This is a genomic window from Pelomonas baiyunensis, assembly GCF_043555935.1.
GTDB lineage: Bacteria > Pseudomonadota > Gammaproteobacteria > Burkholderiales > Burkholderiaceae_C > Pelomonas > Pelomonas baiyunensis.
In genome coordinates, this window is the sequence record NZ_JBIGIB010000002.1 from 170,304 (window position 1) to 184,209 (window position 13,906).

The 13,906-nt window shown below is 69.4% G+C and carries 14 protein-coding genes and 1 tRNA gene; 14 read left to right on the forward strand and 1 reads right to left on the reverse strand.

Annotation, left to right across the window (positions count from 1 at the left end):
* The first annotated feature begins 37 nt into the window (after positions 1-37).
* The 14 genes from ACG01O_RS07155 to ACG01O_RS07220 all read left to right on the forward strand — a co-directional run bounded on the left by ACG01O_RS07155 (position 38) and on the right by ACG01O_RS07220 (position 12,703).
* Positions 38-2,017: an OPT family oligopeptide transporter gene (locus ACG01O_RS07155; RefSeq protein WP_394382926.1), complete on the forward strand. Its 1,980-nt coding sequence runs from the start codon at positions 38-40 to the stop codon at positions 2,015-2,017.
* Positions 2,018-2,032: 15 nt separating this feature from the next.
* Positions 2,033-2,109 (forward strand) — tRNA-Arg (locus ACG01O_RS07160).
* 204 nt (positions 2,110-2,313) lie between these two features.
* A complete protein-coding gene (locus tag ACG01O_RS07165) occupies positions 2,314-2,526 on the forward strand; it encodes a hypothetical protein (protein ID WP_394382928.1) in 213 nt (70 codons plus the stop codon).
* A 52-nt stretch (positions 2,527-2,578) separates the two neighbouring features.
* Positions 2,579-2,767 (forward strand): hypothetical protein, encoded by a 189-nt coding sequence (locus ACG01O_RS07170; RefSeq protein WP_394382931.1) that lies wholly within the window; start codon positions 2,579-2,581, stop codon positions 2,765-2,767.
* Between the two features lie 241 nt (positions 2,768-3,008).
* Entirely contained in the window at positions 3,009-5,060 is a 2,052-nt protein-coding gene (locus tag ACG01O_RS07175; protein ID WP_394382934.1) for an SPFH domain-containing protein, read from the forward strand.
* A gap of 13 nt (positions 5,061-5,073) precedes the next feature.
* The gene (locus ACG01O_RS07180) at positions 5,074-6,366 is read left to right on the forward strand and encodes a sensor histidine kinase (protein ID WP_394382937.1); all 1,293 of its coding nucleotides are present in this window, start codon (positions 5,074-5,076) and stop codon (positions 6,364-6,366) included.
* Entirely contained in the window at positions 6,363-7,049 is a 687-nt protein-coding gene (locus ACG01O_RS07185; RefSeq protein ID WP_394382940.1) for a response regulator, read from the forward strand. Before ACG01O_RS07180 ends, ACG01O_RS07185 begins: the two co-directional genes overlap by 4 nt.
* 163 nt (positions 7,050-7,212) lie before the next feature.
* Positions 7,213-7,707, forward strand: coding sequence for a (2Fe-2S)-binding protein (locus ACG01O_RS07190; protein ID WP_394382943.1), 495 nt, complete (start codon positions 7,213-7,215; stop codon positions 7,705-7,707).
* Complete coding sequence (locus ACG01O_RS07195; RefSeq protein WP_394382946.1) at positions 7,704-9,878, forward strand: xanthine dehydrogenase family protein molybdopterin-binding subunit; 2,175 nt, start codon at positions 7,704-7,706, stop codon at positions 9,876-9,878. The genes ACG01O_RS07190 and ACG01O_RS07195 overlap by 4 nt, the downstream gene beginning before the upstream one ends.
* 49 nt (positions 9,879-9,927) lie before the next feature.
* Positions 9,928-10,305, forward strand: a complete 378-nt coding sequence (gene soxX / locus ACG01O_RS07200; RefSeq protein ID WP_394382950.1) for a sulfur oxidation c-type cytochrome SoxX — start codon at positions 9,928-9,930, stop codon at positions 10,303-10,305.
* Complete coding sequence (locus tag ACG01O_RS07205; protein WP_394382953.1) at positions 10,302-10,715, forward strand: thiosulfate oxidation carrier protein SoxY; 414 nt, start codon at positions 10,302-10,304, stop codon at positions 10,713-10,715. The genes soxX and ACG01O_RS07205 overlap by 4 nt, the downstream gene beginning before the upstream one ends.
* Complete coding sequence (locus tag ACG01O_RS07210) at positions 10,715-11,038, forward strand: thiosulfate oxidation carrier complex protein SoxZ (RefSeq protein ID WP_394382956.1); 324 nt, start codon at positions 10,715-10,717, stop codon at positions 11,036-11,038. The genes ACG01O_RS07205 and ACG01O_RS07210 overlap by 1 nt, the downstream gene beginning before the upstream one ends.
* A complete protein-coding gene (soxA, locus tag ACG01O_RS07215) occupies positions 11,035-11,787 on the forward strand; it encodes a sulfur oxidation c-type cytochrome SoxA (RefSeq protein WP_394382959.1) in 753 nt (250 codons plus the stop codon). The genes ACG01O_RS07210 and soxA overlap by 4 nt, the downstream gene beginning before the upstream one ends.
* Before the next feature lie 175 nt (positions 11,788-11,962).
* Positions 11,963-12,703, forward strand: coding sequence for a hypothetical protein (locus tag ACG01O_RS07220; RefSeq protein ID WP_394382962.1), 741 nt, complete (start codon positions 11,963-11,965; stop codon positions 12,701-12,703).
* A gap of 55 nt (positions 12,704-12,758) precedes the next feature.
* On the opposite strand, the gene ACG01O_RS07225 is transcribed toward ACG01O_RS07220, so the two are convergent.
* Positions 12,759-13,832: a phosphotransferase gene (locus tag ACG01O_RS07225; RefSeq protein WP_394382965.1), complete on the reverse strand. Its 1,074-nt coding sequence runs from the start codon at positions 13,830-13,832 to the stop codon at positions 12,759-12,761.
* Positions 13,833-13,906: the final 74 nt, after the last annotated feature.

Here is a 13,906-nt window from a genome sequence, read left to right on the forward strand (position 1 = left end):
CAACCCCGGCCGCGCCACAAGCGCCGCCCGAGATTCCATGGCACTCCAACACCTGACTGACGAGCAGATCGCCACCTGGACCCGCGCCCAAAAGGACGAGTGGTGGTTCAAGAACGTGTTCCGCGGCGATATGGCGCAGTTGACGCTGCGTTCGGGCTTCACCGGCTTTTTGCTGGGCGGCATTCTCTCGGCCACCGGCTTGTACATCGGCGCCAAGACCGGTATCGCCATTGGCGTGGGCCTGACTTCGGTCATCTTGGCGTTCGCGTTGTTCCGAGCCCTGCACGCCAGTGGATTCGCCCAGGACTACACGATCCTTGAAAACAACTGCACGCAGTCGATCGCGACCGCCGCGGGCTACGTGATCACGCCGCTGTTTTCCAGTCTGGCGGCGTACATGCTGGTGACGGGAGTGATTCCCTCCTGGTGGCAGCTGATGATCTGGATCTTCGTGGTGTCGATGATTGGCGTGCTGCTTGCGTTCCCGCTGAAGCGCCGCTTCATCAACGAGGACCAGGCACCGTTCCCCGAAGGCCGCGCCTGTGGCGTGGTTCTTGATTCGCTGTACCACGGTGCTGGCGACGAGGGCGTTTTCAAGGCCAAGCTGCTCGGCGTGGTGGGGGGGCTGACGGCTCTGTACCAAGCCACGGTGAGCGATGGCTGGATGAAGCTGGTTCAATTCAAGATCTTGATGCTGGACAAGTGGGCCGGACTGAAGGAACCCTGGCATCTGCATGAGCGTCTGGACCAGTACTACTACATGTGGGCTGGCAAGGATTCGTCGCTGATCCCCACCATCTTGGGCACGGACATCCGCCAGCTGGGTCTGCGTTTCACGTTGGACGCAGCGATGTTGGGCGTGGGTGGCCTGATGGGTATCGCGGTGGCCACGAGTTGCTTCCTGGGCGCTTTTGTCAACTTCGTGGTGCTGGCCCCCATCATGATTCAGGCCGGCGACATCGCACCGCGGTTGGGTGCAAACGGCGTCGCCATCCCGCTGAACCGCGGTGAAATCGTGAACCAGTGGTCCCTGTGGTGGGGTGTGACCATGATGGTCGTTGGCGCGTTGGTCAGCTTGATGGCCAAGCCCGAGATCTTCAAAAGCGCCTTCAAGCGCAAAGCACCGAAGGCAGCTGGCGCGGAAAGCGACCTCCTGCGTGACATCGAAGTGCCCCTGTGGATCAGCTACGTGGGCGTTCCGGTGTTCAGCCTGCTGGGCAGCTACGTGACGCACGCCTTCTTCGGCGTTCCGTTCTGGCTTTCGCTGGTGTCGCTGCCGCTGATCTTCGTGTTGACCGTAATCTGCACCAACTCCATGGCCCTGACGTCGTGGACGCCGACTGGCTCGCTGGCCAAGATCACGCAGTTCACGATGGGCGCGATCGACCGCACCAACCCGGGCTCCAACCTGCTGCCGGCGGGCATGACCAGCGAGATCGCCTCCAATGCCGCGAACCTGCTGTCGGACATCAAGCCGGGCTACATGCTCGGCGGCAAGCCGCGCCACCAAGCCATCGGCCACATCATCGGCAATCTGGCGGGGGTGTTGTTCTGCGTGCCGCTGTTCTTCCTGTTGTTCCTGACGCCTGACTCGAACGGCGTGCGAAGCGTGGCCACGCTGGTGTCCGACCAGTTCGCCATGCCCGCCGCGCTTCAGTGGAAGGGCGTTGCCGACATCATTGCCAAGGGCCTGAAGGGGCTGCCGTCGTCGGCGCTGATCTCCATGGCCGTGGCTGCGGTGGCCGCCGTGGCGCTGGAACTGGCGCGCATCAAGACCAAGGGCCGTTTCCCCATCTCCGCAGTTGCGGTGGGTTTGGGCGTGGTGCTGCCGCCGGAATCGGTGCTGGCCATGTTCATCGGCGCGGTCGTGTTTTTCGCCATGGGCAAGAAGCACAAGACGGCGGGCACGCCCGGCCATCGCGTTTGGGTCGAAGGCATGGAGCCGATCTGCGCAGGCCTCATTTCCGGTGCCGCTCTGATGGGCATCGGCAACGCCATCCTCAACGTGCTGATCTAATCACGCCCTCAATCGCTGTCCGTAGCTCAACTGGATAGAGCAGCTGCCTTCTAAGCAGCAGGTCGGGGGTTCGAGTCCCTCCGGACAGGCCAAGGCCTGCAAAAGCGCCCAGGTTTCAGTGAAACCGGGCGCTTTTTTCTTGGGCGCGGCGCTGACGCGTCCATCCCCCTTTGGAGGGATGCGCCGGGGGAGGGGGAGGGGCGGCGCGTGGGCCATCCCCCGCAGGCACCCCCACGGGGCGATGGCCCGTGCGCCGAGGGCTGACGAGACTGGCGGTCTGTTGCAAGGAGTACCGCATGACCGCCCACACCCTGGCCGCCTTGGCCCAAGCGTCTGTACAGCAGATGCGAGAGACGCTGCGCCGCGTCACGGCGCTTCAGCCCACGCGGGCTGACGAAGCGCTGCAAACCGCCCTGCAAGCCGAGTTCCAAGCGGGGCTGGCTGCTGGCGAGTCGCACACGGATGCCTGGGAGGAGACGTGCATCGATGTGCGTCGCTGCCATGGCTGAGGGGCTGCGCGCAGGTGCTGCGGGCCCGGCAGGCCGTGGGGAACCTGCCGGCGTGACCCACTGGGTGTTCGAGTCCTTCCCCGGCCAGATTCGCGCCTGCGGCGGCGATGGTCGGGTGCTGATGCAGTTCGGCACCGGGCCGGAGTTCGGTGCCCGGTTGGCCGAAGCCTTTCAGGCCCCGCGGGACGCCGATGCCGGAGCTTCGCTCGGGGCGATGCGGCCCTTGTGGCCGGCTTGCTGAGGGGCGGCGTGGCGCCGTGACGCGCCGTCGTCCTACACCGGCCCTGGCTGGAGTTGCCTACATTGAACCCGGGCCTTGAGCCTCCTGCTTTCCCTCCCTGAGCAGGCGCCGACCGTGGTTGCGGCGGCGGTTTGAACCCTGGCGCGTGACGCGCCGGGGTTTCTTTTTTTGCGGTCCATCCTTATGCGGCCCTGATGCGAGTCCTCCGAGAGTGGGGGCTCCTTCAACTCGCATGATCCGTATGGACATCCTGCTCTTCCCGGCCACGCATCCGTGGCTGACGCTGGTTCTCGTGGCCGCGCTGCTGGCCGTGGGGTTCTACAAGCCGTTGTTGCGCCTGTTCGGCTTCGTCATCGTGCCGGACGATTCCATCGGCACCGTCACCAAGAAGTTCGTGCTTTTCGGCCGTCACCGCGAACTGCCGCCCGGCCGCATCGTGGCCCTGTTCGGTGAAGCCGGTTTGCAGGCCGACACGCTGGCCCCGGGTCTGCACGTGGGCCTGTGGCCTTGGCAGTACGACGTGGAGTTGGTGAAGTTCACGGTCGTGCCGGACGACGCGATCGGCATCGTCGAAGCCTGCGATGGCCTGCCCCTGCCTGACGGCCGCGTGCTGGCTCGCCATGTGGACTGCGACAACTTCCAGGACGCCCGCGCCTTCCTCGCCGGGGGCGAACGCGGCTTGCAGATGACCGTGGTGCCCCCGGGCGCCTGGCGCATCAACACGCTGCTGTTCACGGTGCGTCTGGAGCGCATGACGGTGATCGAGCCCGGCAAGATCGGCATCGTGGAAGCCCGCGATGGCCGCCCGCTGGATGGCGGCCGCGTGATTGGCCGCGCCGTGCCCTGCGACAGCTTCCAGGACGCACGCGGCTTCATGGCCAGCGGTGGCGAGCGTGGCCCGCAGATGAACGTCATTCCGCAGGGCAAGTACCGCATCAACCCCAGCCTGTTCCGCGTGACGCAGGTGCCGGTGACCGACGTGCCGGACAACAAGGTGGGCATCGTCACCACGCGTGAAGGCGCGTCCCTGGCCACGGGCGAAATCGCCGGCCCGGAAGTGCCGGGCCACAACCTGTTCCAGGACCCGCAGGCTTTCGTGAATGCGGGCGGCACCAAGGGCCTGCAGGAGCAGGTACTGCTGGCCGGCCGTTACTTCATCAACCCCATGTTCGCCACCGTCGAGATCATTGACATGACCGAGGTGCCGATCGCATCCGTGGGCGTGGTGGTGGCCTTCGTCGGCAAGGCGGGGGTGGACGTGACGGGCGAGGGCTTCCGCCACGCCAACATGGTTCGCAAGGGCGAAAAGGGCGTGTGGGTGGATGTGCTCGACCCCGGCAAATACGCCATCAACACCTACACCCACAAGGTGCGCGTGGTGCCCACGGCCAACGTGGTGCTGAACTGGGCCACGGGCAAGACCGAGGCACACAAGCTCGACGCCAACCTCTCCACCATCACCGTGCGCTCGGCCGACGGCTTCACGTTCAACCTGGATGTGAGCCAGATCATCCACATCCCGCGCAACGATGCGCCCAAGGTCATCGCCCGCTTCGGCAGCATGGAAGCGCTGGTCACCCAGGTGCTGGAGCCCACCATCGGCAACTACTTCCGCAACGCGGCGCAGAACTCGGACGTCATCGACTTCCTGAAGAAGCGCAGCGAGCGCCAGGCCGAGGCCAAGGCCGCGATCTCGGCAGCGCTGAAGGCCTACGACGTGGGGGCGGTGGAGACGCTGATCGGCGACATCGTGCCCCCGGCCGAGCTGATGAAGACGCTGACCGACCGCAAGCTGGCCGAGCAGGAGAAGGTCACCTTCGAGACCCAGATGGAGGCCCAAGGCGTGCGCCAGCAACTGGAGCAAGCCACGGCCTTGGCCCGCACCCAGGCCCAGGTGGTGGACGCCGAGCGCAAGGTGGCGATTGCCGAGTTCAGCGCCCAGGCGGCGGTGAAAACGGCTGACGGCGCGGCGCGCTCCAAGAAGATCACGGCCGAGGCCGACGCCGAAGTCACGCGCGTCACGGGCCAAGCCGAGGCCGGCCGCACGCTGGCCATCGGCGAGGCCGAGGCTGAGGTCATTCGCCAGAAGATCGGCTCGATGGAGTCGGGCAACTACGCCATCGTGCAAGTGGCCCAGGCGCTGGCCGGCGCGGGCGTGAAGCTGGTGCCCGAGGTGCTGGTGGGCGCCGCTGCCGGCGGGCAGGGCGGCACGCTGGTGGATGTGTTGCTGGCCGGTCTGGTGAAGGACCGCCTGACCACTGCCGCGCCGCGCGTGGACGAGGTCGCCGCCTAAACTGGTGCGCCCCATGACTCCTCGTCTCATCGCCCCGTTCCTGCCCTGGTTGGCCATCGCCACGCTGATGGCCACCGCCTGGACGGGGTGGCGGCTTCAACGGGCCTGGCGGGGCTGGCGGGCGGCCCAGCGCGCCGCCCAGCTGGAGCGCACCTTGCGCGAGTTCGGCGAGGTGATGCGCGGCGCCGAGCGCCCCGAGGCGCATGCGCATGCCCTGCTGCAGCAGCTGGAGCGGCTGGCCGGGCGCCCGGCGGCTGCGCTCATTCGTCCGGCGCCTGACGCGCAAGACATCGTGCTGGGCGAGCCGGACGCGAATGCGCTGGCCGGCTTGCAGCTGTGCGTCACCTCCGGCCGCGCGCTGGGGCGCGGCACCGACCACCACGCCGAAGAGCCCGACCTCTACCTGCCGCTGCGCGGCCGGGACGAGGCCCTGGGCGCCGTGACCCTGCGCGGCTTGGGCACGCAAGCCCTGCCGCCGGACCTGCTGGCGCACGCCCAGGCCCTGTGCGACCAAATGGGCCTGGCCTTGCAGCGGCGCTGCGTGCAAGACGCTGCCCGCCTGGCCGGCGAGCAGGCCCAGACCCAAGCCACCCGCAACGCCTTGCTGGCGGCCATCTCGCACGACTACCGCACCCCCTTGGCCACCATCATGGGCGCGGCGTCGGCCTTGCAGGCGCAGGGCGAGCGATTGACCGCCGTGCAGCGGGACGAGCTGGCGGCGCGCATCGTCGACGAGACCGCGCGGCTCGTGCGGCTCACCGACAACACCTTGCAACTGGCCCGGCTCGACTCGCCCCGCGCAGCGCTGCGCTGCGACTGGGAATCAGCCGAGGAGATCGTGGGTGCGGCGCTGCGCCGCGTGCGCCGCCGGCCGGATGGTCACCGCGTGCACGCGCGCCTGGAGCCCGAGCTGCCGTTGCTGTGGTGTGATGCGGCCCTGATGTCTCAACTGCTCGACAACTTGATCGACAACGCCTTGAAGTACAGCCCGGCCGCCGCGCCGGTGGAGGTGCACGTGCGCCGCGTGGGGCCCGAATTGATGCTGGCCGTGCGGGACCGCGGCCCGGGCATCGAGCCGGCCTGGCGTGCGCGCGTGTTCGACGCTTTTCAACGGGGCGACCTGGCGGGCCTGGCGCAGCGGCCAGCCGGGGCCGGCGTGGGGCTGGCCGTGTGCCGCGCCATTGCCGAAGCCCATGCCGGCCGCCTCACGATGCGGCCGCGCGGCCATGGTGGCAGTGCCTTCGAGTGCCGCTTGCCGCTGCGCGACATGCCCGCGCTGCCGGCTTTGGCGGAGCCCGTCGCATGAAGCTGCTCCTGGTGGAAGACGACCGCGAGCTGCGCGCCACGCTGCGCGAGGCGCTGGCCGTGGAGGGGTACGAGGTGCTGACGGCCGCGAGCCTGGCCGACGCGTTGGCGCAGCTCGCCCACGCCGGGGCGCTGGACGCGGTGTTGCTGGACCTGGGCCTGCCCGACGGCGACGGCGAAACCCTGCTGCAGGCGCTGCGGCGCGAGCGGTCCACGCCGCTCATCGTCATCTCGGCCCGACAGGTGGAGGGGCACAAGATCCGCTTGCTGGATGCCGGCGCGGACGACTACCTCGTGAAGCCCTTCGGCATCGGCGAGTTGTTGGCGCGGCTGCGCGTGGCGCTGCGGCACCGGGGCACGGTGGCGCAGCCGGCCGTCACGTCCTACCGCCGCGCCGGGCTGGCGGTGGACCTGACCGCCCACCGCGTGCAGCGGGACGGATGCGATGTGCACCTCACCCCCACGGAGTTCAAGCTGCTGGCCCGCCTGGTGCGGCAGGCCGGGCAGGTGGTCACGCACCGGCGCCTGCTGGCCGATGTGTGGGGGGCGGACGCCACCGAACAAACCCACTACCTGCGGCTCTACATGGGCCAACTGCGGGCCAAGCTGGAGGTGGACCCGGCCGAACCCTGCGTGCTGCTCACCGAGCCGGGCGTGGGCTATCGGATCGCCGAAGCGGGCTGAGGCGCGGCCGCCGCGCGAGCCGCCGGACGGCCCCGTGCGCTGAGCCCCGTGCCCTGGGCATGGGCCGTGGCTCGCCTGGAGAAGCCATGACGCATGACAGGCCCGGGGGCTTGCTGCTAGGCTGCCCGCGCCCGCCAAGGGTGGCGGTGCTGGAGATGCGGGCATGGCGGAATTGATGGTCAATGGCCAGCGGATGCAGTTCGAGGCGGAAGCCGAGACGCCGCTGCTGTGGGTGCTGCGCGAGCAGCTCAGCTTGACGGGCACCAAATACGGCTGCGGCGTGGCCCAGTGCGGCGCCTGCACGGTGCACATCGACGGCGCCCCCGTGCGCAGCTGCGTGATGCCGGCCTCGGCGCTGACGCCGGCGCAGAAGATCACCACCATCGAAGGGCTGTCGCCCAACGCCTCGCACCCGCTGCAAAAGGCGTGGGACGCGTTGGACGTGCCGCAGTGCGGCTTCTGCCAGAGCGGCATGCTGATGGCCGCGGCGGCCCTGCTGAAGGACAAGCCCAAGCCGACCGATGCCGACATCGATGCGGCCATCACCAACATCTGCCGCTGCGGCACCTACAACCGGGTGCGCGCGGCCATCCACCTCGCCGCCGGCCATGTGCAGCGCAAGCAGATTCCCATCGTCATCGAAGGAGGCCAGGCATGAGCGCCGCGCTGTCACGCCGCGGCTTCCTCAGCACCACCACGGCGGTGTCGGGTGGGTTGATGGTGGGCTTTCATGTGCCCGCGCTGGCGCAGGCCACAGCCGGCGCGGCGCCCGAGTTGAACGCTTGGGTGCAGGTGCTGCCGGACGAGAGCGTGGTGATCCGCATCGCGCGCTCGGAGATGGGCCAGGGCACGCTGACCGGCCTGGCCCAGTTGGTGGCCGAGGAATTGGAATGCGACTGGGCGCGTGTGCGCACCGAGTACCCCACGCCAGGGCAAAACCTGGCCCGCAACCGCGTCTGGGGCAGCATGAGCACCGGCGGCAGCCGGGGCGTTCGCGAGTCCAACGACTACGTGCGCAAAGGCGGCGCCTTGGCGCGTGCGCTGCTGATTCAGGCGGCCGCCAACCGTTGGGGCGTGGGCGTGGTGGAGTGCGCCACCGCCGCAGGTTGGGTCACGCACGGCAGCAAGCGGCTGAGCTACGGCCAACTGGCCGCAGAGGCCGCGCAGCTGGCGGCGCCGGCGGACATCCCGCTCAAGCCGGCCTCGGCCTGGACGCTGGCCGGCCGCCCGCTCAAGCGGCTGGACACGCGACCCAAGCTGGACGGCTCGCAGGTCTACGGCATGGACTTGAAACTGCCGGGCCTGCTGAACGCCGCCATCAAGGACTGCCCCGTGTTCGGCGGCAAGGTGAAGAGCTTTGATGCCAGCGCCGTGCTGGGTCGCCCGGGCGTGAAGAAGGTGGTGCAGGTGGGCGACTCGGCCGTGGCCGTGGTGGCCGACACCTGGTGGCGTGCCAAGACGGCGCTGCAGGCCCTGCCCGTGGTGTGGGACGAAGGCCCCAACGCCGGCCAGAACAGTGCCGCCACCGCGGCCGTGCTGCGCGCGGGCCTGGATGCGGCAGAGGCCGCCGTGGGCAGCAGCCAGGGCGACGCCAAAGCGGCGCTGGCCGCTGCCGCGCGGCGCGTGGAGGCGGTGTACAGCTACCCCCACCAGAACCACGCCACCATGGAGGTGATGAACGCCACGGCGCTGATCACGCCCGCCAAGGCCGGTGCGGCCGAGCGCTGCGAGGTGTGGACGCCGACGCAGAACGGCGAGGCTGCGCTGGCTGCGGCGGCCGAGGCGTCGGGCCTGCCGCCTTCGGCCTGCGAGGTCTACAAGCTGCACCTGGGCGGTGGCTTCGGCCGCCGCGGCGCCGTGCACGACTGGGTGCGCCAGGCCGTGCTGATCGCCAAGGAGTTGCCGGGCACGCCGGTCAAGCTGATCTGGAGCCGTGAAGAAGACATGGCGCACGGCCGCTACCACCCGGTCACGCAGTGCAAGCTGTCAGCCGGGCTGGATGCGCAAGGCAAGCTCACGGCCCTGCACATGCGCATCTCGGGCCAGAGCATCATCGCGGGGCTGTTCCCGCAGAACATCAAGGACGGCAAAGATCCGGTGGTGTTTCAGGGTCTGAACGCCGGTGGCGCCGAGGGCGCTTTGGGCTACGCGGTGCCGAACTTGCTGATCGACCACGCCATGCGCAACCCGGCCGTGCCGCCGGGCTTCTGGCGGGGTGTGAACCTGAACCAGAACGCGGTGTACCTGGAGTGCTTTCTGGACGAAGTGGCCCACGCCGCCAAGCGGGATCCGCTGGAGTTGCGCCGCGAACTGCTGGCGGCCTCGCCCAAGCACCTGGCAGTGCTGAACGCGGTGGCGGCCAAGGCAGGCTGGGGCAAGCCGCGCGCCAAGGGGCGGCACCTGGGGCTGGCGCAGATCATGGGCTTTGGCAGCTACGTGGCGGCCTGCGCCGAGGTGTCGGTGTCCAAGAAGGGCGAGCTCAAGATCCACCGCATCGTGGCCGCCACCGACCCGGGCCACGCCGTGAATCCGCAGCAGATCGCGGCGCAGGTGGAGGGCAGCTTTGCCTACGGCCTGTCGGCCGCGTTGTTCGGAGAAATCACGATCAAGGACGGGCGCGCCGAGCAGCAGAACTTCGACACCTACCCGGTGGTCAAGATGGCAGACATGCCTGCGGTGGAGACGATCTGCATGCCCTCCGGCGGCTTCTGGGGCGGGGTGGGCGAGCCGACCATCGCGGTGGCGGCGCCGGCCGTGCTCAACGCCATCTTTGCCGCCACGGGCAAGCGCATCCGCGACCTGCCGCTGCGCAAGCACACCTTGGTCTGACGCGGGGCGGGCCGCAGCCATGACCGCACGGTGGCGAACGGCGACGCCAGTGGCGTTGACTCTGGCGCTGGCGCTTACCTTCGCTGCCCCGGCCCACGCGGGTGGCAATGCCGAGCGCGGCCGGGCCTTGCTGCAGGATCGGACCGTCAGCCTGTGCCTGCTGTGCCACGCCCTGACGGCGGCGGGCGACCCCAACCAGGGCAACCTCGCGCCGCCGCTCGACAGCGCCGCAAGCCGGCTGGGGGTGCAAGCGCTGCGGGAGCGCGTGGCCGACATGCGCCGCTTCAACCCGGCCACGGTCATGCCCCCATTCCGCGCCACGGAGGGCTTGCACGATGTGGCCCCCGCCTGGGCGGATCGGCCCGCGCTGACCGACGCGCAGCTGGACGACCTGGTGGCCTACCTCGTGCGCCTGCCCCGGCCATGATCTCGCGCCGCACGCTGTTCATGGCCGCCTCGGCGCTGGCGGCCTTGCCCCAGGCCCGCGCCACCGAGGCCGCCATGGCCGCTGCGATTCGTGCCTGGGCCGGGCAGACACCGCCTCCTGGCGTGCTGACCCTGGACATGGCCGAGCTGGTGGAGAACGGCAATGCCGTGCCTGTGCGGGTGGCAGCCGCGGAGCCGGTGGTGGGCCTGGCCCTGTTCGCGCCCCTGAACCCCGAGCCCGAGGTGTTGCAGGTGCGCTTCGGCCCGGCGGTGGCGCGGCCCGAGTTCAGCACGCGCATCCGGCTGGCGCGCAGCCAGCGCATCGTGGCGGTGGCCAAGGCGGCCGATGGCCGCTGCTGGCAGGCGGGGCTGGACGTCATCGTGACCCTGGCCGCCTGCGTGGAGCCCTGATGGCCGTGCGTGCCTTGCTGCATCTGCCCGCCGCCGTGCAGGCGGGTGTGCCCTTCGAGGTGCGGGTGACCGTCGCCCACGCGATGGAAACCGGCTACCGCAGCGATGACGCCGGCAACCGGTTGCCGCGCGACCTGGTCCGCCGCTTCGAGTGTTGGGTGGGTGAGGAGCTGGCCTTCTCGGCCGACCTGTTTGCCGCGGTGGCGGCCAATCCGTACCTGTCGTTCTGGCTGCAGGTGGAGCGCGATGCGGTGCTCCGCTTCCTTTGGCGCGGCGACCAGGGCTTCGAGCACCGTGAGCAACGGGCGGTGAGCGTGGCATGAGGGGGCGAGCAGGCTGGGGCCGTGTGCTGTGTGGGCTGGTCTTGCTGGCGTGGGCGGGCGCCGGGCAAGCCGACGAGCGGCGTTCGGGCCGCGACACCATGAGCCCCGCCCTGCGTGCCTTGCAGGCGGACGACGCGCAGCACCCGGCGCAGTTGGCGCTGGCCCTGGGGCGTGAGTTGTGGAGCGCGGGCTCGCGGTCGTGCGCCAGTTGCCACGGTCCGGTGGAGTCGCTGCGCGGCGTGGCCGCGCGCTACCCGGCGTGGGACGGTGGCGTGCTGGACCTGCCGGGCCGCGTGCAGCGCTGCCGGGTGCAGCACCAGCAGCAGCCGGCCTGGGCGGCCGAGGACGAGTCCTGGCTGGCGCTGGTGGCTTTGGTGGCGCAACAGTCTCGCGGTTCGGTCGTGCAGCCGCCGGCGCATCCGGGCTTGGACGCCGCCGCGCAGCGGGGCGAGCAGGCCTACCGCCAGCGGCGCGGCGCGCTGAACCTGTCGTGCGCCCACTGCCACGACGAGCGGGCGAGCCTGCGCCTGGGCGGCAGCGTGATCCCGCAAGGGCAGGTGGACGACTACCCGGTCTACCGCCTGGAGTGGCAAGCCCTGGGCAGCCTGCAACGTCGGTTGCGGGGCTGCTTCAGCGGCGTGCGCGCCAACGTGCCCGCGTGGGACGCGGCGTTGCTGATGGATCTGCAGGTGTACCTGTCGCGCCGCTCGGCCGGGCTGTCGATGCAGCCTCCAGGCGTGCGCCCCTGAGCGCGGGGTGAGCAAGGCTTGGACTTCGCTTGGCTGTGCTGCAGCTGTGGTGCATTGGTCACGCGGCCCGGCGCGCATCGGGGCGAAGCGCGGCAAGCGGCAGACGCATGCATACACTTGGTGCGCCGGTGTGTGCGCCGGCGGTGTTCACGGAACGGGACCGTCCCAGGGATTCATGGTCGTCAATCAAGTCAAGCACTGGTGGGTTTCACGCGCCAACGCGGCTCGCTGGCGCAGCATCCAGGAATGGGTTCAGGGGCGGGGCGGCAGCTTCGAGCAGACCGCCGACGGGGGGGGCTTCCTGGTCGAGATCGGCGGAGGCGGCGCGCTCGGCCCGTTGCGCATCGAGTGGGGCGAATCCCAGCGCAGCTACCTGCCGGGCCACGAGTTGCGCATGCGCTTGAGCCTGGGCTTGCATCCGGACTTGCAGCTGATGGTGGTGTGCCGCCATCTGATGGAAGAGCTGGAGCGCGCCGTGTTCGAGGCCTACACCGACACGCTCAAGACCCGGGTGGACACCGACACCCCCGAGGAGATGCGTTGGCTGGTGATGTTCCCGAAGTTCGAGCAAGCAGCCTCGCAGATCGTGCGTCAGCGTTACGGCGTCGTGGGTGTGACCAAGGATTTGTGCGCCGGCTGGATTGACGGGGAGTTCGGTGAGGCGCTCGTGCAAGCCAGCCAGGACTTGCTGCCCGAATGGCACCCGTTCGTGCTGATGGCGATGCGGGGCAACCTGTACCTGCGCACGTCAATGGCCGAGGCGGACGCGGCTCGAATTCAGGCCCTGGTGCGCTTGTTGGAGTCGGCCGCCCGCGCGGCCGAGGTGCTGAGCGCCCGGGTGTCTGAAACCGGGGCGTGGCCCACCACCAGCTCCATCGCCTGGAGCCACACCACGCGCCCGGGCGACGGCGCCTGAAGCGGGCAGGCGCCGGGGCCCGCCGCTGGTGTCACGCTTCCTGTGACGCCTCTCGTCACGCCTTTTGCGCGAAGCTCCAGGCCAGCTCAGCCAACGGACGCGCGCTGGCGGCGGTTTCGCGGGCCTGCGCGCTGGAGGCGGTGCCGTCCACCACGCGCTTGGCAATGCCTTGCACGATGGCCGCGATGCGGAACATGTTGTAGGCCATGTAGAAGTTCCAGTCGGCCATCACGGCGCCCACATCGCTGCGCCCGGTGCGCTCGCAGTACTGCTGCACGTAGGCGCGTTCGCTGGGAATGCCGAGTTCGGCCAGGTTCTGCCCACCCAGGCCGCGCGCGGCGCCAGAGGTCTTGATGTGCCAGCTCATGCAGTGGTAGCTGAAGTCGGCCAGTGGGTGGCCGAGCGTGGACAACTCCCAGTCCAGCACGGCAATGATGCGCGGCTCGGTGGGGTGGAACACCACGTTGTCCATGCGGTAGTCGCCGTGCACGATGCTGACCTCGGCCTCGTCGCGCGCCGAGGCCGGAATGTGGGCCGGCAGCCAGGCGAGCAGGGCGTCCATGGCCGGGTTGGGCTCGGTGACGGACGCAAGGTACTGCTTGCTCCAGCGGCCGATCTGGCGCTCGAAGTAGTTGCCGGGCTTGCCGTAGTCCGCCAGGCCCTGGGCTCGGAAGTCGACCTGGTGCAGCGCGGCGATGACGCGGTTCATCTCGTCGTAATGCGCCGCGCGGTCGGTCGTGCTCATGCCCGGCAGGCTTTGGTCCCACAGCACGCGGCCGGCCATGAAGCCCATGATGTAGAACGCCCGGCCAATCACCGATTCGTCGTCGCACAGTGCCAGCATGGCGGGTACGGGCACATCGGTGCCGGCAAGCGCCTGCATCACCTGGAATTCACGTTCGATGGCGTGCGCCGAGGGCAGCAGCTTGGCCACGGGGGCCGGCTTGCTGCGCATCACGTACTGGCAGGCTGGCGTCTTGAGCAGGTAGGTGGGGTTGGACTGGCCGCCTTTGAACTGCTCGATGCTGAGCGGCCCCTGAAAGCCGGGCACGTGCGCAAGCAACCAGGCTTGCAGCGCTTCGGTGTCCAGAGCTTGGGCGAGGGGGCGGGTGCCGGTGAATGCTTCCATGGGGTGCGCGTAACGACGTTGAACCGTCGATTGTGCGAGCCCCTCCGGGCCGCCGGTGTCTCCTGGGCGGCAAC